This window comes from Paraglaciecola arctica BSs20135, assembly GCF_000314995.1.
GTDB classification, from domain to species: Bacteria; Pseudomonadota; Gammaproteobacteria; order Enterobacterales; family Alteromonadaceae; genus Paraglaciecola; species Paraglaciecola arctica.
Genome location: NZ_BAEO01000054.1, coordinates 42,804 through 62,184, shown reverse-complemented (window position 1 = coordinate 62,184; position 19,381 = coordinate 42,804). Strand labels below are relative to the sequence as shown.

Genomic DNA, 19,381 nt, shown 5'->3' with positions numbered 1-19,381 from the left:
GGTAATTATGGCCTAATCAATAAATTATACCTGAATAATGGTAACGGCGGTTTTGCGGCAACAGGCACAAACATAGGCAGTGAAACAGATAATACCTATGCTATCGCCTTAGGGGATGTGGACAGCGACGGAGACCTAGACCTTTTGGAAGGTAATCATTCTCAAATCAACAAGTTGTATAAGCTTATTTCTTACAATGTTGATGCAAATAACGTTTATTCAATCAAAGTGAATGGCGCAGCTGTAGGTATAGAAGCGGTTACGCTAACGGCTACCGAAACAGCGAATACAGCCACGACTCGCAACACTTCTATTGATTATTACATCACCAATAATGGTGGCGCTAAGTGGTATCGTGTTTTGTCAGGTGTGCCGTTTATCTTTCCTGAGGTTGGCACTGATGATATACGCTGGCGTGCACAATTGAATTCATTGTCACCCACAATAAGCCCAGCCCTCTCAAAAATAGAGCTGTCGTATGTTGTAGCGCCCAATATTTCTAACTCAACTTATGATGCCTTGACAGGGGAATTGACGGTAATTGGAGATGATTTTGCCAGTCAAACGGGTTTGAATAATGACATTGACGCTTCAGCTTTTACCTTAACGGGAGAAGGTAGCGGTAGTTATGGGCTAACTAACACTGCAGATGTTGATATTACGAGTCCGACATCTTTTACACTCACGCTAAGTGCAACGGATAAAAAGGCTGTCAATGTGTTAATTAATAAATCTGGCACAATCTCAGATGACGGTACTGTATACAACTTAGCAGTTGCAGAAGATTGGAATGTAGGTGCTTTAAGTGGTTTTATGATTGCCGATGGTACAGTGTCAATCTCGGCGAGTAATGTTACGCCTGTTACGCCCGTTAAACCTGTAACACCTCCACCACCATCATCTGTTACTACTACCACAGTGACAGTAACTAAAGGTTCAAAAGGCGGCAGTATGGGAATAATTCTTATCGCCTTAATGGGGCTAGTGTTATATCGTTTGCGTCGACAACAATATATGCGCTAAAAAGTTTGATACGGAGTCATAGCAAGTCTGACGTTGTTGTGACTCCATTTACATTGTGAATTATCACTTAATAAAGCCTCTACTATATTCAATGTAACCTAGTATCTACTGGGTTTTTATTGCCAAAAACGTAACGGCTAAATATTGAAATTTAACTGTACAAAAAAACTTCTCATCACCAGCTAAAACTTTTTTAGTTGTGTACTCGACTTAAACATTGAATACACAACTAAAAGGTTTACTTATGCACATCACTTCAAAACTTGTTATTGCCTCAGCTGTATCTATTTTATTTGTCCAAGTCGCTTTAGCTTTGTCAGGTACAAACAAAGCCAGTGATTATTCGGTTATTGCCCTTAAAAATTGTGACGTTGTTAGCGACAAAGTTATGACAGCCAAGCAGCTTGAAGCTTATCTAGCTTTGAAGCAGCAAGAGCAAAAAATGCAGATTTTAGAAATGCCGATTCAAAATATTGCACAAGAGATTTCGTTATATACAGATGAAATAGAAAAGTTAACGGAATTGGCCATCCAAGAAACAGACGAAACATTGCACATCAATAAAGCCGTACTTGAACAACAAAATTTAGTCGTTGAAGAATTTAATAAATTTATGCAAGTGCATCAACAAAGTTTTGATGCCTTGGGTGAGCAAGGACACATGATCGGACAACAGGCGGAGATATTTGAAACAAACATTAAAGCTAACTTAGAAAATATCGACTACGACCAAATTCAAGTGTTGACTCCAGGTAGCCAACTAACTCTACCTAGCTGCGATAATTCCATTAAGGTGTTGGTGATTTAACGCTGAGTTATTAACATGCCAATGAATTGGCCAAGATGTATTTTGGCCTTTTAGTGTATTTTCGAATATGTCTTTTTTATACAGTTAATACTAATACCAATGAACAATTTTGTTTGCCTTAAACCGCAGTTCCCTCTACTGTTTAAGGCCGTGATAATTTGTTTCTATGTTCATTTTTCTAAGGGTTTATTATGTTGAAATTGTATGGTTCTACTACCTCTCCTTATGTGCGTCGGCTACGTATTTGGTTAGCCAATACTGAACATGAATTTATCAATTTGTTGATTTTTTCTGATCAAGATAGAGAACTTCTTGCTGCTAAAAATCCGACTATGAAAATTCCTATGTTAGAAGATGAGTCAGATGGAGAGTTGCAGGTTATATTTGATTCCAGAGTGATTTTTCGTTACTTAAGCGCCAAATTTTCAGATCCTAGCTTAAGTTGGGATCAAGAAAATCAACTCACTCTAATTGATGCCGCCAATGACTCTTTGGTGCAAATGTTTATCTTGTCTAATTCAGATATTCAAGCGGATGAAGATAAGTTATTTTTTAAGCTACAAAAAGAACGAGTCAACGCAGTATTAGTGCATTTAAATGAGATGGTGGCAGATAAACAGTTTGTCAGTTGGAACTACCCTGCAATATGCCTGTATTGTTTAATTGATTGGATAGAGTTTAGGAATTTGCATAATATGCAGGGATTAACAGACTTATTGGCGTTTCATGATGATAATACCCAACGAATTGAAGTTACTGCCACCGACCCACGTAAATAATTTAAGTTGAACTACAAACAGGCCCTTATATGAACCAACTACAACAAACTAACGCCGAAGCCGCGGCTTTTAGACATCTGCTCAAACACCTCGATGCTAACAAAGACGTGCAAAATATAGACTTAATGATATTGGCAGATTTTTGTCGTAACTGCTTAGCTAAGTGGTATATGGCGGCGGCAAAAGATCAAGGTGCTGAGATGGATTACGATCAAGCCCGTGAAGCAGTTTATGGTATGCCGTTTAGTGAATGGAAAGATAAATATCAGTTACCTGCTACGGCAGAACAAATGGCAGGATTTGAAGCTAGACAAGAGGCTAAAAAAGCCGCCACTGAACCTTCAACTTCAGGCTGCCAATAAAACTACTGTTGCACTTCCAATTAGAAATTAAAGTAGCCATATTCAACTGCTGAATATGGCTGACGCACATTTAACTAACTTGAGTGATAAAACTATCGGTGGGACGTCGCACTTTTTCTAAATTGACTAACCAATCACCTTCGTCGGCGCGGTAACCTAAAGGCAACAATACAACAGATTTTAATCCGCGTTCTTTAAGGCCGAGTATTTCATCGACTTTATCTGGGCTAAAGCCTTCCATAGGGGTGCTATCTACTTTCATTTCAGCGGCGGCAATGAGAGCCGAACCTAAGCCAATATAAGCTTGTCGTGCTGCATGTTGAAAGTTTGTTTCTGGATCACGAGAAGGGTAAGTATTCAGTAACATTTGACGATAGTTTTCCCAGCCTTCGTTTTTAAAGCCACGTTTCTCGTTAACCAAATCAAACATAGTATTAATACGTTCGGCTGTATAATTGTCCCATGCTGCAAAAACTAATAAGTGGGAGCCATCGCTGATTTGTTGTTGGTTCCAAGCATGAGGCACAATTTGTGCGCGTATTTCTGGGTTAGTGACAACTATTACGTCATAAGGTTGTAAACCACTGGAACTGGCACTCAAACGAATGGCTTCTAATATAAAATCAACGTTTTCGGTGCTGACGGCTTTGGTAGGATCCATTTTTTTTGTGGCATAACGCCATTGCAAATCTTGCAATAATTCAGACATATATTGTTCTCAGTTAGTATGGTCAATTTAACATTAGGCTGGCTTTGCATTTAAATTATGAAGTCAGCAGCTAGCAACCATTGATATAGGCGAGTAGGCTCATTATCAATGGGTAACTAACAAAAGACTCAGTGAGTTTAGTTAAATCGGCTATTAACCTAGACATATTTTGAAACAGTTAAACCAAGGGGCTATCCTGCGGTTTAGTGGCCACTGCATTGATAGTTGACGAGCATCTGTATAAGGTAAGCCTAACGCCATTGTAGTCAGATTATCATGCTCGAACTTCGTAATATTGCCAAATCCTTTGCCAATGGATCTGAAATAGTCCATGCGCTTACAGATATATCACTCACCATCCAACAAAATGAATTTGTAGCCTTTATGGGCAGCTCAGGCTCGGGTAAATCTACCTTGATGAATATTTTGGGTTGCTTAGACACCCCTAATAACGGCCAGTATTTTTTGGATAACAAAGATGTCGCGACTATGGACGACGACACTCTATCGGCTATTCGCAACAAACATATTGGGTTTATCTTTCAGACCTTCCATTTGTTACCTAAGTTGGATGCTATAGGTAATGTGAAGTTGCCGTTGCGTTTTAGCGATGTCTCAGAAGAAGAAGCCAACGATCGTGCCCATGAGCTTTTAGATAAAGTCGGTTTAGGGCATCGTAAAACTCACAAACCTTTCGAAATGTCTGGTGGCCAGCGGCAACGTGTGGCTATTGCTAGGGCGCTCATTAATCGACCCACAGTGGTACTGGCTGATGAACCTACAGGAAACTTGGACAGCAAAACTTCAGTAGAAATTATGAGCTTATTGACCGATTTACATCAACAAGGTCAAACCATAGTGATGGTCACACACGAAGACGATATTGCCACTTATGCACAAAGAGTGATCACTATGCGTGATGGACAAATACTGCAAGACACAGGTACAGGCCAACAAGTGCCTGTAGTGGCAAAAGGTTAATAGAATTTATGTTATTTAGAAATTATCTTATTTTGATTGTTTTTCTGGTTGCTGGTTATGCAAAAGCTAATGAACAGGTCACGCTGCTCACCGGTATTATTTCATCCTCAAACTATCATTTAATCACAGCGCCTAAAACTAATCGCTGGCAAGTACAAATACAGTGGATGGCAGATGAAGGCAGTATTGTTAAAGAAGGGGACTTAGTTGTTGTATTTGATTCAGGCGGTATCGAATCGCAGCTAGAAGTGAATGAGGAAAAACTAGAGACGGATGCCTTAGAATTATTAAAATTAGAAATGGACAAAGGGCAAGCCGTACTTGAGGCCGATGGCGCATTAAAATTAGCCAATATTATGGTTGAAAAAAATCGTATCGAAGCATCAGTGCCAGACGGTGAAGTGAGCGCCTACGAAAAAGGCAAAAGTGTTATCGAATATGAAAAAGCCTTAACTACCAAAATTAAAGCCCAAGAAAACTACAAGCTTAAGCTAGAAGAACAACAGGTTGAGTTAAACAAAAAAAATATCGAAATCCTTAAGCTCCAAGAACAAATTACCTATCAACGCAGCCAGCTAGAAAAACTAAGTGTTAAAGCTAAAGTCACAGGCCCAGTGACCCATGCAATGCATCGATGGATGCCGCAAAAAGTGGCAATTGGCATGAATATCCAATCCAGTTGGGAAGTGTTAACAGTGCAAGCCGCTTCAACTTATCAAGTCTCTGCTTGGCTACATGAAATAGACGCGGCACGAATTGATTTAGAAAAAAGTAGTTTTGTTTTGACTTTAGATGCCTATCCCGAGCAATCATACACTGGAAAGGTGATATCAGTATCGAGTCAGGCCGAACAAAAAAGCCAATGGAGCGACAGCGCTTATTACCGAGTTGAATTAGGTTTTGTTGAGCCGCTTAAACAAGCTATCTTCCCTGGTATGAGTGTACGAGTGCAGTTAAAGCATGACGATCTAGCGCTCCAGCCCCATGCAAATAAGGTGCTTCCTATATGAGAAGCATGACTTATATTTTCAAAATAATTCTGGGTTTAAGCAGTATTCTCTTAGTAGCCTGCCAGGATAAAAAAGAGTCTGTGGAAGAGGAAGTGGTATCTCCCAAAGTGACTGCCTCTGCAGAACTTATCTCTTTGAAAAATGCCACTATTGGGCCACCTAATATATCCCGGATGTGGCAATACAAAATTCAAAAAATGGCGGCCGAAAATAAACAAGTAAAAGAAGGCGAAGTCATCTTAGTGTTTGATGGGCAACGAATAAAAAATGATTTGATTGGTAAACAAAGTCAACTCGAAGCTGAGATTAAAAAAGCAGAAAGCGACAAGTTGAAAGATGACGCAACAACACAAGATTTAATGTTAAAGCTTGCCGAAGCAGAAATGGAATATAAAAAGGCCAAACGTAAAGCCGAAATAGTCGATGAATCCAGCTCAAATATTGAACGCCTAAAACAGCAGGCTGATTTTCGATATCAAACTGAGGGCTTGGCCCAAGCTAAACAAAAATTAGCCCACCATAAAAAGGCTATGGTGATTAATGAAAAAGTATCTGTAGGCAAAATAAAAATTATGCAAAGTCGGGTCAATAGGATCCAACAAGAAATTGTCAAACTTAGCGTAAAAGCGCCTAAAGATGGTTTAGTCATGTACCAAGAAAATGGTAATGGTGAAAAAGCAGTTGTGGGTGAAACCGTCTACATGGGGCAAAGCTTAATGCAATTGCCATCACTGGATGCCGTTGCCTTAAAAGCTGAATTTTCCGAACCAGACAAAGCCAAACTTAAACAAGGCCAAGGGGTAAGAGTGATTTTTGAAGCCTATCCTGAAATGGCATATATGGGTACGATCACTAAGTTAGGGCATGCGTTTTATCCCAAATCAGCTAACAACCCTAAGGTGATATTTGATGCTCAAATTGAACTCGGTAAAACAAGGCCAGATGTCATGCGTCCAGGCATGAAAGCAAAAATTGAGGTTGTAGATCAATGAATAAATGGATTTTATTGAGTGCCTGCATATTATTTTTAGGCGCCTGCAGTGAGTCACCACAATCTACTGTGCCTTTATACCAAGTGGAGCCAAAAGGTTTTGCAGTGGTTATTCCGGCTGTGGGTGAATTAGAAGCAGCGCAAGCTGAAAGGATCAACACTCCAGGCCGTAGTCCCATGATTATTGATTGGCTGGCTGAGGAAAATAGCTGGGTAACCAAGGGCCAAGTTGTGGCTCGTTTTGATGCAGAGCAACTGCTACTTGATAGTCGTGAAGAAGAATTGGAAATGATGCTGCTAGATATGGACATGCGCAAACAAAATGCCCAAGAAAGCCAGCAACAAAACGAGTTGGATTCTGACAAGGTATTAGTAGGAAAAGAATTTAAATTTGTAGATGCTTTTGCCATTGATGATCTAAGGCTGTATTCCAAATTAGAAATTATCGACACTTTGTCAAACCGAGATTATCTTGGCGCTAAGGAAGAGTTTATTGAATGGAAAGAAAGCAGTATTGATGATAGAAATCAAAGTGCTTTAGCAGTGTTGGATATTCGTAAAGGAGGCCATCAGGCTAAATTTCAGCAGCACCAGTCAGCACTTTCTCAGTTAGAGGTCATAGCCCCTTACGATGGTATGTTGGTATACGAAAAAAACTGGCGAGGCGATAAGGCCAGTATTGGGCAAACTGTGTTTCCAGGAAGTACTATTGCCACAATCCCGAATTTAGAAAAGATGCAGGCTAAGTTATATGTGTTGGATAAAAATGCCATAGATTTAGAGGTAGGTCAGACAGTGAACCTAACCTTGGATGCTTACCCAGATGAAAAACTAGAGGGAGAGGTGCTGACTGTTTCAGGATTTTCTCGCACAGTTAAGCGCGGTAACCCCACTAAATATTTTGAGTTACTGGTTTCACTAGATGAACAATCTACCACTTTACAGCCCGGCGCAAAAGTGTCCGGCACGGTAAATGTCACAAATACCCAGACTAAAATAGTGATTCCATTACAAGCCATATTCAACGAAAAAAGCGAAAATTATGTGTATATAAAAGACGGCCGCAGTTTTACCCGACGCCCAGTCAAAACCGCAGACAAAAACCTTTATTTTGTTGAGATTGTTGAAGGCTTAAAGGCCGGTGACATTATCGCTTTAAGTGTCCCAGAAGACGCGTTGCGGAGTACTTATGAATAATAGCTTTTTGCCACTAGTGTTAGACGCACTGGCCGAGATGGCCGCACATAAATTGCGCACTATGTTAACACTGCTAGGAATGATTTTTGGTGTTGGCGCAGTGATCGCTATGCTTAATATTGGTGAAGGTGCTGAACGTCAGGCCTTAAAAATGATTGATTCCATGGGACTTCGAAACTTAATTATTGAAGCTAAACAGTTTGCTGATGATGAGCTTAACGAAATACGCCAAGAGTCCTTGGGATTAACCATGGCAGATGTTGATGCCGCTAGGCAAACCTTACCTTTTGTTGAAGATTACAGCGCCGAAAGGCACATAAAAACCCAATCAGTTTACAGCGACCTAGGCAGCGCCGATTTAAAAGTGGTAGGGGTCAGTGATAGCCATTTCAGATTATCTAATATGCAAGTGCAAACTGGGCGCCTGTTAACAGAGCAAGATGATAAAAATGTGTCCCAAGTCGCCGTCATTGGTGCCAATGCAGCCGAACAATTGTTTCAAGGCAACCAAGCTGTAGGGCAATACCTAAAAGTGAATCACTTATGGCTTGAGGTGGTAGGTGTTTTAAACAATCCATTTTTTGATAAAGATGAGTTTCAAGGAGTGAAGATAGGCGGTGACAGTGCGCGCATTTTTGTGCCTCTTAGCACCAGTATGAAAAAACTCAGTAGTCCGGCATTAGCCAGTGAATTGGATTTGGTTAAGCTAAAAATTTCTGAGGGAACCGATCCTATAGTAGCGGCAAAAGCGGTGTCACACTTGTTTAAGTTGCGCCATGGTGAAGCTGATGATTATCAGTTGGTTATTCCCGCGGCTTTGTTGGCGCAACAAAAACAAACTCAACAAATATTCAATATTGTTATGGCTTGTGTGGCGGGTATTTCTTTATTGGTCGGCGGCATAGGAATAATGAATATTATGTTAGCCAACGTACTTGAACGAACCAAAGAAATTGGCTTGCTTCGGGCGGTTGGTGCCACACAAAAAAATATCAAAATGCAGTTTATTGCCGAAAGTTTCACTATTTCTGTATTAGGTGGTTTGTTAGGGATTGCCTTTGGACTGATCCTATCCGAAGTTATAGGCTTTTATTCAGGTTGGGCGGTGAGTTGGTCAATCATGGCTATTGGTTTGTCGTTGACTATTTGTATGGCTGTGGGCATTGGTTTTGGTGTTTATCCGGCTATCAAAGCCTCACAACTTAATCCTATTGATGCTTTACACAGTGATTGAGCTAGCTGGCTAAAAAATGTACAGTTGGAGTGTAACTTAAGCCGCTAATTAGACTTCTTAGTGCTCATCATCAAAAGGAACACCGAATGATTAAGTTTTTACCATGGTTATTAATTGTGGCCAGCATATTTATATTACCCCAGTCTTTTGCCGAAGAAACTCGACTATTGCGACAACCTAGTATTAGCGATAGCCATATCGCATTTGTGCATGCAGCTGATATTTGGATAACCGATTTATCGGGGCAAAATAGTAAAAGGTTGACCAGCACTGCAGCAGTAGAAAGCCACCCCCACTTTTCTCCCGATGGTCAAAGTATCGCGTTTTCATCTAATCGCTCTGGAACTGATTCAGTTTACGTTATGCCCACTAATGGTGGCCAGCCTAAGAGATTATCATGGCATGCCGCTGGTGGCAGTGTACGAGGTTGGACACCTGATGGGCAAAAGGTCTTGTTTGTTTCCGGTCGTGATACTGCCCCCAGGCCTATTAACCGTTTGTGGACTATATCAACCAAAGGCGGTTCAGCCGAGTTAGTGCTCGACCAATGGGCATATAATGGTGCCTATTCAGCTGATGGCAATCAAATGGTTATTGACCGTATGTCGCGTTGGGATGGTGAATGGCGTAACTATAGAGGTGGCCAAAATACTCCTCTAGTGGTGGTTGATCTAGACAGTCTTAAAGAAACTATGATCGACAGCGACTCAACCATAGATATTGAACCTGTTTGGGTGGGCGATACAGTTTATTTCTTATCAGACAGAGATTGGGTTTCGAATGTCTGGTCATATTCTGTAAAACGAAAAAGACTCAAACAAATCACCGAATTTAAAAACGCTGATATCAAACAATTAGGCACTAATGGCAAACAGTTAATATTGGAACAAAACGGTGATTTGTTTACCTTTGATTTAGCCACTGAACAACTGCAAAAATTATCCATAACCCTAATCGGCGATTTCCCTTGGGCTGAAACCAAATGGCAAGATGTGGGGAAAAAGGCAAACTCTGCTTCGTTATCACCTACAGGAAAACGAGCGCTCATGGCCTCTCGTGGTGAAATATTCACGGTTCCAGTGGAACATGGCAGTGTACGAAATCTCACGCAATCTTCTGATGCTGCAGACAGAGCGCCCATTTGGTCACCTGATGGAGAGCACATTGCTTGGTTTTCTGATAAAGGTGAACAAGGTTATCAGCTGATGTTGCAGTCTCAAGATGGTTTGTCAGAGCTACAATCTATAGCAATTGGAGAGTCAAAAATGGCCTGGGAACCAATATGGTCTCCTGATGGTAAGTATATTGCGTTTGTAGACGATGATGTGCGTATTCGTTTAATAGAATTAGCCACTAAAAACATCAAAACCCTTGATGTCGGCGGCAACAATATGGAACGAGGTAGAAACGATTTAGCTTGGTCTCCTGATTCCAATCAATTGGCTTATGTAAAAACGGCTGATAACAACTTTCAGCAAATCAAAATCTATTCAGTAGACAGCCAAAAAACGCATTTTTTAACCAATAAATTTGCTAATTCTTTGTCACCTGCATGGGATCAAAATAGTAAATATTTGTATTTCTTGGCCAGCACCGATTATGGCTTAAATAGTGGTTGGGCAAATACCAGTTCAATGGCAGCTGATGCAGAGTACGCACCTTATGTTGTGAGCTTGTTAGCAGATGAAACCTCGCCTTTTGCTCCGCGCAGTGATGAGGAAAACAATGAAGAAAATGAAGCCCCAAAAGACAAACCTAAAAAAGACGATGAAAAATCAGCCGACGACAGCGCTTCGGCAAAAGGTGAGACTGAAGACAAAAAATCAGAAAAAGAATCGGTAGAATTAATTAAAATAGACTTCGATAATATTGAAAGGCGTATTTTACCGCTCCCCATGCCAGTAGGAAATTATGTTTTTACTATGACAGCGCCAGAAGGAACGGTGTTTTTTGCCAAAAAACAAGGCGAAGAAGGAGAGCTTGAGTTGCTAAAGTTCGACCTAAAAACACGAGAAGCTAAAACCTTTATAGAAGGCATTGAATCAGTAAGTATTTCTGCAAACCATAAAAAATTACTGATAAAACAAGGCCCTAAATGGTTTGTGGTGGACGCAGATAAACCTACAGCTAAACCAGACAAACCCTTTGATATTAAGTTGATGATGAGCCTCGACCGTCAAAAAGAATGGCGTCAGATGTTTGTAGAAGCATGGCGTTATCAGCGAGATTATTTTTACGATAAAAATATGCACGGCCGTGATTGGAATGAAGTATTTAGCCGATACGAACCTTTAGTCAAACATATCAAACACCGCGCTGATCTAACTTATTTGTTGGATATGGTGAACGGTGAATTGTCGGTAGGTCACAGTTTTGTGTTTGGCGGCGATTTTCCCAAAACAGCAAAGGCTAGCGCGGGTTTATTAGGTGCAGATTTAATCCCTAAAGAAGGGCGTTGGCAGCTTAGTCGAATATTTACAGCTGAAAGTTGGAATCCCAAACTAAAAGGCCCTTTGGATCAGCCGGGTTTAAAAGTGGCCGAAGGGCAATATTTGGTTGGTGTAAATGGTCAAGAGTTAACCAGTGCAGATAATCCTTATGAATTTTTAGACGGTACAGTGGATCAGCAAACAGTATTACATATTAACGATAAACCTAACTTCAGCGAAGCTTGGCAAATAACAGTTAAACCAATTGCTAAAGAAAGTTCCTTAAGGCAACGTGCTTGGGTTGAAGATAATCGTAGATTGGTCGACAAGTTATCTGATGGCAAATTGGCCTATATATGGGTACCTAATACCGCTGAACCTGGCTTTGTTTCATTTAATCGCTATTTCTTTGCCCAACAAGACAAGTTAGGAGCGTTAATTGATGAACGTTTCAACGGTGGTGGTTATTTAGATGACTACATGGTGGATTTGATGAGTCGAAAACTCCGCTCAGCTCTCACCAATGAAGTGCCTAACGGCAAACCGCTGTTGTTACCATTAGGGATAAAAGGACCTAAAGTGTTACTGATTAATGAGTTAGCTGGCTCGGGGGGAGATTATTTTCCATGGGCGTTTCGTCAACAAAAAGTGGGTAAGCTAATTGGTGCACGCACTTGGGGTGGTTTAGTCAAATCATCCGTGCATTACGCCTTAGTAGACGGCGGAGCACTGACTGCGCCAGATAATGCGGTGTTTGACCCAATGAATAACAAATGGGTAGCGGAAAATATTGGTGTTGCCCCTGATATTGAGGTCTATCAAGATGCTAAATCTCTGGCTAAAGGTGAGGATCCACAATTACTCAGAGGTGTGCAGGAATTGATTAAACAATTGAAAAAGATTAAAACTAAACCTATAACGCCACCTAAGTTTCCTACACCTGCGATCCAAGGTTAAACTTCTGTGTGGCTTGCAGCGTAAATAAAATAATCAGGCAGACTCAGAACATCGATTCAGCCTACTCATAAGTAAAGCGGAGAGAGTGATGAGTCAGAGTATAAAGATTAACGATAAAAGTTATCCTATCGATGTAGATGGTGATATGCCTTTGTTATGGTTTTTGCGGGATAAACTAGAATTAACCGGGACCAAGTTTGGTTGTGGTATGGGCTTATGCGGTGCTTGTACTGTGCATATCGATGGGCAGGCAACACGTTCCTGTGTAATGCCAGTGTCGGCTGTGGCTGGTAAAACCATTACCACAATTGAAGGGCTCTCTGAAAATGGTGATCATCCGCTGCAAAAAGCCTGGTTAGCCAATAAAGTACCCCAATGTGGTTACTGTCAGGCAGGGCAAATTATGAACGCCGCCAGTTTTTTAGCCACCAACAAAAAACCTAGTAGTTACGATATCGACAATGCTATGCAAGGTAACATTTGCCGCTGTGGTACCTATCAACGTATCAAACAAGCCGTTTCTGATGCCGCTGAAGAAATGTATAAGGAGGCCTAAGATGAGCGTTTCTAAACAAAATACTGTATCAAATGAAAGTCGTCGTAAATTCCTTAAACAATCTGGTTTAGCAACAGGTGGTTTAGTATTGGGTATTAGTTTGCCGCAAACCACTATAGCCGGTTTTAAAATGGGCGAAGACAGCACCTTTAATCCCAATGCCTTTATCCATATTGCCGATAACGGCGATACCTTAATCTACTGTGGCCGCTGTGAAATGGGCCAAGGTATTAGCACTGCCTTACCTGCAGCTGTAGCCGACGAACTCGAAGCCGATTGGACAAGGGTTAACATTAAACAGGGGGAAGGTAACGAAGAAAAATACGGCTCTCAAGCCACAGGCGGCTCGGCCAGTATTCGTACTATGTATATTCCCATGCGTGAAGCAGGGGCAGCGGCCAAAGTCATGTTAGTGGCAGCCGCCGCCAAAGTCTGGGGTGTGCCAGCACAAGATTGTATGGCTGATAACCACTTTGTCATCAACAAAAATAATCAACAAAAACTCGGTTATGGCGAGTTAGCCAGCCTTGCTGCAAATGAGCAAGTGCCAGCGAGTGTTACCCTCAAAGAAAAGAAAGATTACAAATATATCGGTAAAGATATCGCTAGGCACAATCAAGGTGACATAGTGGTGGGCAAATTAACCTACGGCGTGGATACCAAAATGCCAGGGTTAAAATATGCGGCTATCACCCATTGCCCCGTTATGGGCGGCAAGCTAAAAAGTGTCGATAAAACTGCCGCCAAACAAGTCAAAGGTGTGATTGATGTCATCGAAATTCCAAGATTTGAAGTGCCTTTTGGATCACTAGGTGGCGTAGCAGTAGTAGCAGACAACACTTGGACGGCTCAACAGGCTCTTAAAAAGTTAAAGATTGAATGGGACTTAGGCGAACATCAAAGTTACGACACTAAGGCCTATAAAGCCCAGCTAGTCAAAAATGTAGAAAGCCCGGCTCAGCTTGCTGCCGAGCGCGGAGATATCACTAAAGCCTTTGCAGAAGCCGAACACGTGGTGAAAGCTACCTACACAGGTGGGCATTTGTCACACTCACCTATGGAGCCCAATGCTTCAGTGGTTTGGGTACAAAAAGACAGCTGTGAAGTGTGGGCTGCCACACAAAGTCCTGCCGATATTCAAAAAGTGTTAGGGCAATACCTAAAACGTGAACCAAAAGATATATTCGTCAATGTGACTATGGCGGGTGGTGCGTTTGGACGTAAGTTTAAATGTGACTATGTTCACGAAGCCGCGGTATTGTCACAGGCTGTTAATGCACCGGTACAACTTACCTGGTCTCGTGAAGAAGATATGCGCACCGGTTATTACCACTCAATTAATGCCCAGCATATTGAAGCGGCTGTGGATAAAGACGGCAATGTGACAGGCTGGTTACACCGCGCAGCTTTTCCGGCTATAGCGTCATTGTTTGACCCATCACTTGATAGAGCTCCGGCCAATAATTTAGGTGATGTAGATAATCATCCTTTTGGTATAGCTAACTATCGCAGTGAAACAGGTGAAGCTAAAGCCCATACCCGAATTGGTTGGTACCGAGCGGTTTACGCCATATTTTATGGTTTTGCCTTTGGTAGTGCTGCCGATGAATTGGCACACAAAACCAAAAAAGACACGGTTAGCCTGTTAAACAGCATTTATGACAACAACAAAAATGCCGAGCAAGCCGAACAAGTCGCACGCTCAAAAGGTGCATTGGCTATGGCCGCAAAAATGTCCAACTGGGCTAACCGCGACAAATTACCTAAAAATCAAGGTTTAGGTATAGCGGTGCATTATAGTTTTAATACTTATGTAGCCATGGCTGTTCGAGTAGAAGTTAATGGCGAAGACATCAAAGTGCTAGAAGTAGATGCGATTGTAGACTGTGGCCAAGTGCTGAATACTGATAGTGCAACCGCACAAATGGAAGGCGCAGTGGTAATGGGTATGTCGCTATCATTGCGCACCGAAGTGGTGTTTAGAGACGGCGCTGTGGTGAATTCAAACTTCCATAATTACCCAGTGCTACGTATCAATGAAATGCCCCAAGTTAATGTGCATTTCATGGAAAATGACTACAAACCTACAGGTTTAGGTGAACCTGGCCTAGGGCCATTTGCACCAGCATTAGCTAATGCCGTATTCGCAGCATCAGGTAAACGTTATCGAGATTTGCCCTTTAAACCTATGTCGATGTAAGAGTTTATTAAAATATGCCGCTGCTTAAAAGCAGCGGCTTTTTTTTTGTCTGTAATTCTATTATGGAACAAAAAAATCATAATATTCATTGTGTTATGTATTATTTATTTGTTATAAACTTTGGCTGGCAGAAACAAAGACTGGCATAAAAAGCTTGTATAACAACAATAATAATAAGTTGAATTAAAATAATGGATCAACAACAAGCGAGTTTTACCACTCATGAAGATCAGCCCTTTACCGAAATATTAAACAGCTGGATAGTGGACAATGATTTAGACAGTGCGAATCAATTGCGCAGTATCATCTATTACCATCTGAAAGGCATAGTCAAAAAACAAATATCCACTAAAGCCCAGAAGGGCGCATCGCAGAACCTTATCGACCAACTACCTAACACAACATCTTTGTTACATGATGTTTTGGCCAGTCTTACACCACCCAGTGAGATATTCGATAATAGAGAGCAATTTTATTTATCTCTAGCATCGTATGTCAGGTGGATGTTACTGGATGACCTAAAAGCTAAATCGGCCAGAAAAAGAACTCAAGAGCATGAATTTCTAACCGATTTTTTAGTTCAGATAGACGACCCAGAACCTTATTTTTTGTTTGATGGGGCGTTAAGTAAACTGCAAGAGCTTTCCCCTCGGTCGTATAATGTGGCATTACTACATTATTTTCTTGGCTATGACATTGATGATATAAAAACCGAGTTAGGTATCAATAAGTCCACTGTGTACAACGAACTATCTACTGCTAAGGCATATCTGCGTACTCAATGCCTTTCTTAATGATTTTGTAGTTTTGTACAAGGACTTTAATCCGTGAAATTTGATAATTCCCTCTTATTATTCCAACATTTACTTCGTCTCGATGAAGATAATATGTTGGAAAATTTACCTGCGTTTATTCAAGTGGATGACAAGTTATATAGTGAAACCTCTTCGCTAATTGATGCTCACTACAAAAACCAAGAAAACACCCAATTTAAAGCATTAATTGGTTGGCAAGCTGATTCGTTGGTTGAAAATAATCGTATTTTTAATCTTGAAGGAACTCAGGTTGGTTTATACAAACTCACTAGAAAATTAGGCCATGGAGGCATGGGAGCTGTCTATTTAGGTGAACGAAATGATGGTCAACTAGAGCATAAAGTTGCAATAAAATTTGTTTATCCGTCTATTGCCGCTTTGGCGGGCGAAAACTTTCTGCAAAAAGAAGCGCAGCATTTAGCAAATTTAGATCATACCAATATAGCTAAGCTTCACACCATTGATGCAACCGAAAACGGCATGCCCTACATGGTAATGGAATACGTTGATGGACTACCAATTGACAGTTTTTGTGACCAAAACAATTTAGATTTGAAAGCCCGCTTAAAACTCATTCAAAAAGTGTGTAATGCCGTTCATGAAGCTCACCAAAATATGGTTATTCATGCTGATATTAAACCCTCCAATATTTTAGTGGATAAACAAGGCGAGCCTAAGTTAATGGACTTTGGTATTGCAAGATACCAAAGTCATTCTTCTGAACCTGCAGATGATCTCCCATCAGCCCAGTCTTTTCTTGCGGCAAGTCGGGGATATGCAAGTCCTGAACAAATAAATGGCGAGTCAATCACTACATCAAGCGACGTTTATTCATTAGGTAAAGTGTTACGCATATGTGTTAGTCATACTGAGAAAAATAGTGAGATTGATGCAATTATTAAATGTGCATGCAGTACTTCACCTAATGAACGATTTGATACTGCGCATTCGCTATCGGTATCTATTAGCGATTTTCTAAGCATACGGCCTCTATTGTGGTATCGAAGCGATCCTATTTACAAATACAGAAAGTGGCTTAAAAGAGCTCCGGTTTCAGCAATATCATCTGTTTTTCTACCTACTTTACTTTTATTTATTGGTATCACTCTTAGTCTACAAAACAACCAATTAATTGCCGCTAATCAAAAGAGTCAAAACATACTCAAATTTTACGAAAATATATTAAGCGCAACATCACCTAGCTTAGCCAAGAGTGAAAACTTAAGTGCAGCAGATTTGCTGAAATATGGTACTGAATTAATAGGCAAAGAGCACATCAACGACCCTATTACCAAAACACATCTATTAATAACCTTAGCGAACAGTTTACTAAATTTGGGGCTCATAATAGACGCGGAAAACGTAATCTCCGATTTAGACAACATCACTATAGAGGGGCAATTAATAAAAGCGAAGATTGCATTTATGTTAGGCAGACATGAGCAAGCTATTGCCTTAATACAAAGTGAAGATAACAATTTAATGCATCAACTTGATGCCTTATTGATTTTAGCAAAAATAAGCGCTCATCAAGCCAATCAAACATTAACCCAACAGTGGTTATCACAAGCAAAATTATTAGGTGGCACTTCAGAACAACAATTTGAACGCTTAAAAGTGGCGCTTGAAATTGCTATTAAATCTGGCTCTGATGAAGTAAGGAGTTTGTTGAGTGAGTTAAAAGCGTTAGACAATTCAGATATCACTCAAGTTTGGTATAAGGCATTCTTAGCCCAGCAATACATCACTGAAGCGCAATTAGAAGAAGCTAATATTGAAATGCACGATGCAATTGTTATGGCTGAAAAAATTTACCACAACACTCAGCCAGATTTAGCTTCTTTATATGGCCTAGCTTTCAATGTGACCGTCAATAATGATGATCAACGTCCGGCAGAAAGTTTCTTAAATAAACAAGAAGAAATCTACCGCCAATTACTTCCTAATTATCAGAACGAGCTACTCAATTTATACTTGCAACAATTCAATTTGTATTTTGCAGCTCATGAGTTCGCACTTGCAAGAACCTACAATACTTTTGGGGTACAGCTCTGTGGCGAATTAAAATCTAATGTTTGTGAGTTGTTTTTAGAACAAGAAATTGAAATGGCTTTTCGCCTTAGTGACTATAAAAGTGTTATTGAAGCAGTTGAGCAACGGGAAACAATAGAAGATGAAAATGCAACTTTTAATATACTTTCCTTAACGGCTAAGAGTTATTTAGCACTTAATGATGACAAGTTTGAAAATGCCTTAAGCAAGCTGACTAATTTTAAAAAGAATAGCCAGGAGAACGTTGAATACGTCAACATTTTAGTGATTTCAGGTCGAGCTCAGCAGGCTGTATCAGAATTTGAGGCGTCAACTGCACGACATTTTCTAGATGAAGAATTATTGGCTTACACTAACGCGTATTTTTCAATTGGTGATAAAGAAAAAGCCTCTGAATTATTAAACTCTATTGATCAAAGTAAACTGAGCATTGAACAGCAACACACTGTGTTCGAACTCGCCCATGATAATTCGTCAACTTATAGCAGCAAAAAACAAAATTTACCTACCAGTTACCAAGCGGATATCAATTGTTCAAATCAAGAAGAGTGCATGCCGTAACATCACCTTCTGCCGGGGATAATTTAACAATTGGGAAAAAACACTCTATTACATGGCAAGCGAATAAAATGCCTGGTGAAAAAGTCGCAATATTTATAAATGGAAAAAATAATTTCGATACAAAAGGTTTTAGTACATGGCAGCAAATTCAAAACATCAATTGGAAATTAGCATCTCAAGATAACGCTAACGTTGGAGAGCTAAAAATCGATCCATATCATTTTATGGCCAATGGTAGACATTCTTTTAAAGTACTTATAGTCACTGACTTAGGTTACTGGGCAATAAGCGACGGCTTTTTCTCTATTGCTTCTGGGGTCAGTATTAATAATGGTCTTGAACACTATATCAAACAGTCCCTTTTAGTCGACAGTATGATTATTCCCAAGGAGTATCAGGTATATCGAATTGGAGAAATAGATACAATTGAGTGGAATAAGGATTTACTTGGGGGTAAGCAAGTTTCTATTTATGTTCTGCATGATGACGCCAGTAATATTGGTAATAAGTTATATGCAGACAGTGAAGTTATTATTAAAAGGCGTTGGTACAACATCGTTATAAACGCCCCAAATACTGGGGGGTATTTGCTGGACCCTTCACAATTCAACGGCCAAGGTAATGCCTACAAAATACTTATCATTGCCGATAATGGAAAATGGTCAGTATCAAACGAAAGGTTTACTGTGGTTAATCCACATTAGATCTGTAAAGGTT

At 40.4% G+C, this 19,381-nt stretch carries 16 protein-coding genes; 15 read left to right on the top strand and 1 reads right to left on the bottom strand.

Going from position 1 to position 19,381, the window contains the following annotated elements; genetic code table 11:
* From GARC_RS17055 to GARC_RS17040, 4 genes are all read left to right on the top strand, one after another.
* The coding region (locus GARC_RS17055; protein ID WP_039989947.1) for an FG-GAP repeat domain-containing protein at nt 1-1,023 on the top strand (1,023 nt) is incomplete at its 5' end.
* Between the two features lie 244 nt (nt 1,024-1,267).
* Nucleotides 1,268-1,831 (top strand): hypothetical protein, encoded by a 564-nt coding sequence (locus GARC_RS27405; RefSeq protein WP_007622447.1) that lies wholly within the window; start codon nt 1,268-1,270, stop codon nt 1,829-1,831.
* A 191-nt stretch (nt 1,832-2,022) separates the two neighbouring features.
* Complete coding sequence (locus GARC_RS17045) at nt 2,023-2,610, top strand: glutathione S-transferase family protein (protein WP_007622445.1); 588 nt, start codon at nt 2,023-2,025, stop codon at nt 2,608-2,610.
* Nucleotides 2,611-2,639: 29 nt separating this feature from the next.
* Nucleotides 2,640-2,972 (top strand): DUF1244 domain-containing protein, encoded by a 333-nt coding sequence (locus GARC_RS17040; RefSeq protein WP_007622443.1) that lies wholly within the window; start codon nt 2,640-2,642, stop codon nt 2,970-2,972.
* A 70-nt stretch (nt 2,973-3,042) separates the two neighbouring features.
* Here GARC_RS17040 and GARC_RS17035 read toward each other — a convergent pair whose 3' ends face one another.
* Nucleotides 3,043-3,681, bottom strand: coding sequence for an NAD(P)H-dependent oxidoreductase (locus GARC_RS17035; RefSeq protein WP_007622441.1), 639 nt, complete (start codon nt 3,679-3,681; stop codon nt 3,043-3,045).
* 276 nt (nt 3,682-3,957) lie between these two features.
* Between GARC_RS17035 and GARC_RS17030 the strand changes: the two genes are divergently transcribed.
* The 11 genes from GARC_RS17030 (at nt 3,958) to GARC_RS16980 (ending at nt 19,368) form a co-directional block, all read left to right on the top strand.
* A complete protein-coding gene (locus GARC_RS17030; protein WP_007622439.1) occupies nt 3,958-4,662 on the top strand; it encodes an ABC transporter ATP-binding protein in 705 nt (234 codons plus the stop codon).
* A gap of 8 nt (nt 4,663-4,670) precedes the next feature.
* Entirely contained in the window at nt 4,671-5,672 is a 1,002-nt protein-coding gene (locus GARC_RS17025; RefSeq protein WP_007622437.1) for an HlyD family secretion protein, read from the top strand.
* Nucleotides 5,669-6,664, top strand: a complete 996-nt coding sequence (locus tag GARC_RS17020) for an HlyD family secretion protein (RefSeq protein WP_007622436.1) — start codon at nt 5,669-5,671, stop codon at nt 6,662-6,664. The genes GARC_RS17025 and GARC_RS17020 overlap by 4 nt, the downstream gene beginning before the upstream one ends.
* On the top strand, nt 6,661-7,860 hold the full coding sequence (locus tag GARC_RS17015) for an efflux RND transporter periplasmic adaptor subunit (protein ID WP_007622435.1): 1,200 nt from the start codon (nt 6,661-6,663) through the stop codon (nt 7,858-7,860). The genes GARC_RS17020 and GARC_RS17015 overlap by 4 nt, the downstream gene beginning before the upstream one ends.
* Complete coding sequence (locus GARC_RS17010; protein ID WP_007622434.1) at nt 7,853-9,094, top strand: ABC transporter permease; 1,242 nt, start codon at nt 7,853-7,855, stop codon at nt 9,092-9,094. The genes GARC_RS17015 and GARC_RS17010 overlap by 8 nt, the downstream gene beginning before the upstream one ends.
* A gap of 86 nt (nt 9,095-9,180) precedes the next feature.
* Complete coding sequence (locus GARC_RS17005) at nt 9,181-12,480, top strand: S41 family peptidase (protein WP_007622433.1); 3,300 nt, start codon at nt 9,181-9,183, stop codon at nt 12,478-12,480.
* A gap of 88 nt (nt 12,481-12,568) precedes the next feature.
* Nucleotides 12,569-13,036, top strand: a complete 468-nt coding sequence (locus tag GARC_RS17000; protein WP_007622432.1) for a (2Fe-2S)-binding protein — start codon at nt 12,569-12,571, stop codon at nt 13,034-13,036.
* 1 nt (nt 13,037) lies between these two features.
* On the top strand, nt 13,038-15,236 hold the full coding sequence (locus tag GARC_RS16995) for a xanthine dehydrogenase family protein molybdopterin-binding subunit (RefSeq protein WP_007622431.1): 2,199 nt from the start codon (nt 13,038-13,040) through the stop codon (nt 15,234-15,236).
* A 191-nt stretch (nt 15,237-15,427) separates the two neighbouring features.
* Complete coding sequence (locus tag GARC_RS16990; RefSeq protein ID WP_007622429.1) at nt 15,428-16,030, top strand: ECF-type sigma factor; 603 nt, start codon at nt 15,428-15,430, stop codon at nt 16,028-16,030.
* Nucleotides 16,031-16,063: 33 nt separating this feature from the next.
* The gene (locus tag GARC_RS16985; RefSeq protein ID WP_039989945.1) at nt 16,064-18,664 is read left to right on the top strand and encodes a protein kinase domain-containing protein; all 2,601 of its coding nucleotides are present in this window, start codon (nt 16,064-16,066) and stop codon (nt 18,662-18,664) included.
* Complete coding sequence (locus GARC_RS16980; RefSeq protein ID WP_153810955.1) at nt 18,634-19,368, top strand: hypothetical protein; 735 nt, start codon at nt 18,634-18,636, stop codon at nt 19,366-19,368. Before GARC_RS16985 ends, GARC_RS16980 begins: the two co-directional genes overlap by 31 nt.
* Nucleotides 19,369-19,381: the final 13 nt, after the last annotated feature.

Excerpts from the sequence above, each read along its gene's own strand:
- GARC_RS27405 (WP_007622447.1), top strand. The coding sequence starts at position 1,268 with ATGCACATCACTTCAAAACTTGTTATTGCCTCAGCTGTATCTATTTTA.
- GARC_RS17005 (WP_007622433.1), top strand. The coding sequence starts at position 9,181 with ATGATTAAGTTTTTACCATGGTTATTAATTGTGGCCAGCATATTTATA.
- GARC_RS16995 (WP_007622431.1), top strand. The coding sequence starts at position 13,038 with ATGAGCGTTTCTAAACAAAATACTGTATCAAATGAAAGTCGTCGTAAA.
- GARC_RS17020 (WP_007622436.1), top strand. The coding sequence starts at position 5,669 with ATGAGAAGCATGACTTATATTTTCAAAATAATTCTGGGTTTAAGCAGT.
- GARC_RS16990 (WP_007622429.1), top strand. The coding sequence starts at position 15,428 with ATGGATCAACAACAAGCGAGTTTTACCACTCATGAAGATCAGCCCTTT.
- GARC_RS17045 (WP_007622445.1), top strand. The coding sequence starts at position 2,023 with ATGTTGAAATTGTATGGTTCTACTACCTCTCCTTATGTGCGTCGGCTA.
- GARC_RS17015 (WP_007622435.1), top strand. The coding sequence starts at position 6,661 with ATGAATAAATGGATTTTATTGAGTGCCTGCATATTATTTTTAGGCGCC.
- GARC_RS17010 (WP_007622434.1), top strand. The coding sequence starts at position 7,853 with ATGAATAATAGCTTTTTGCCACTAGTGTTAGACGCACTGGCCGAGATG.
- GARC_RS17035 (WP_007622441.1), bottom strand. The coding sequence starts at position 3,681 with ATGTCTGAATTATTGCAAGATTTGCAATGGCGTTATGCCACAAAAAAA.
- GARC_RS17030 (WP_007622439.1), top strand. The coding sequence starts at position 3,958 with ATGCTCGAACTTCGTAATATTGCCAAATCCTTTGCCAATGGATCTGAA.
- GARC_RS17025 (WP_007622437.1), top strand. The coding sequence starts at position 4,671 with ATGTTATTTAGAAATTATCTTATTTTGATTGTTTTTCTGGTTGCTGGT.
- GARC_RS17040 (WP_007622443.1), top strand. The coding sequence starts at position 2,640 with ATGAACCAACTACAACAAACTAACGCCGAAGCCGCGGCTTTTAGACAT.
- GARC_RS17000 (WP_007622432.1), top strand. The coding sequence starts at position 12,569 with ATGAGTCAGAGTATAAAGATTAACGATAAAAGTTATCCTATCGATGTA.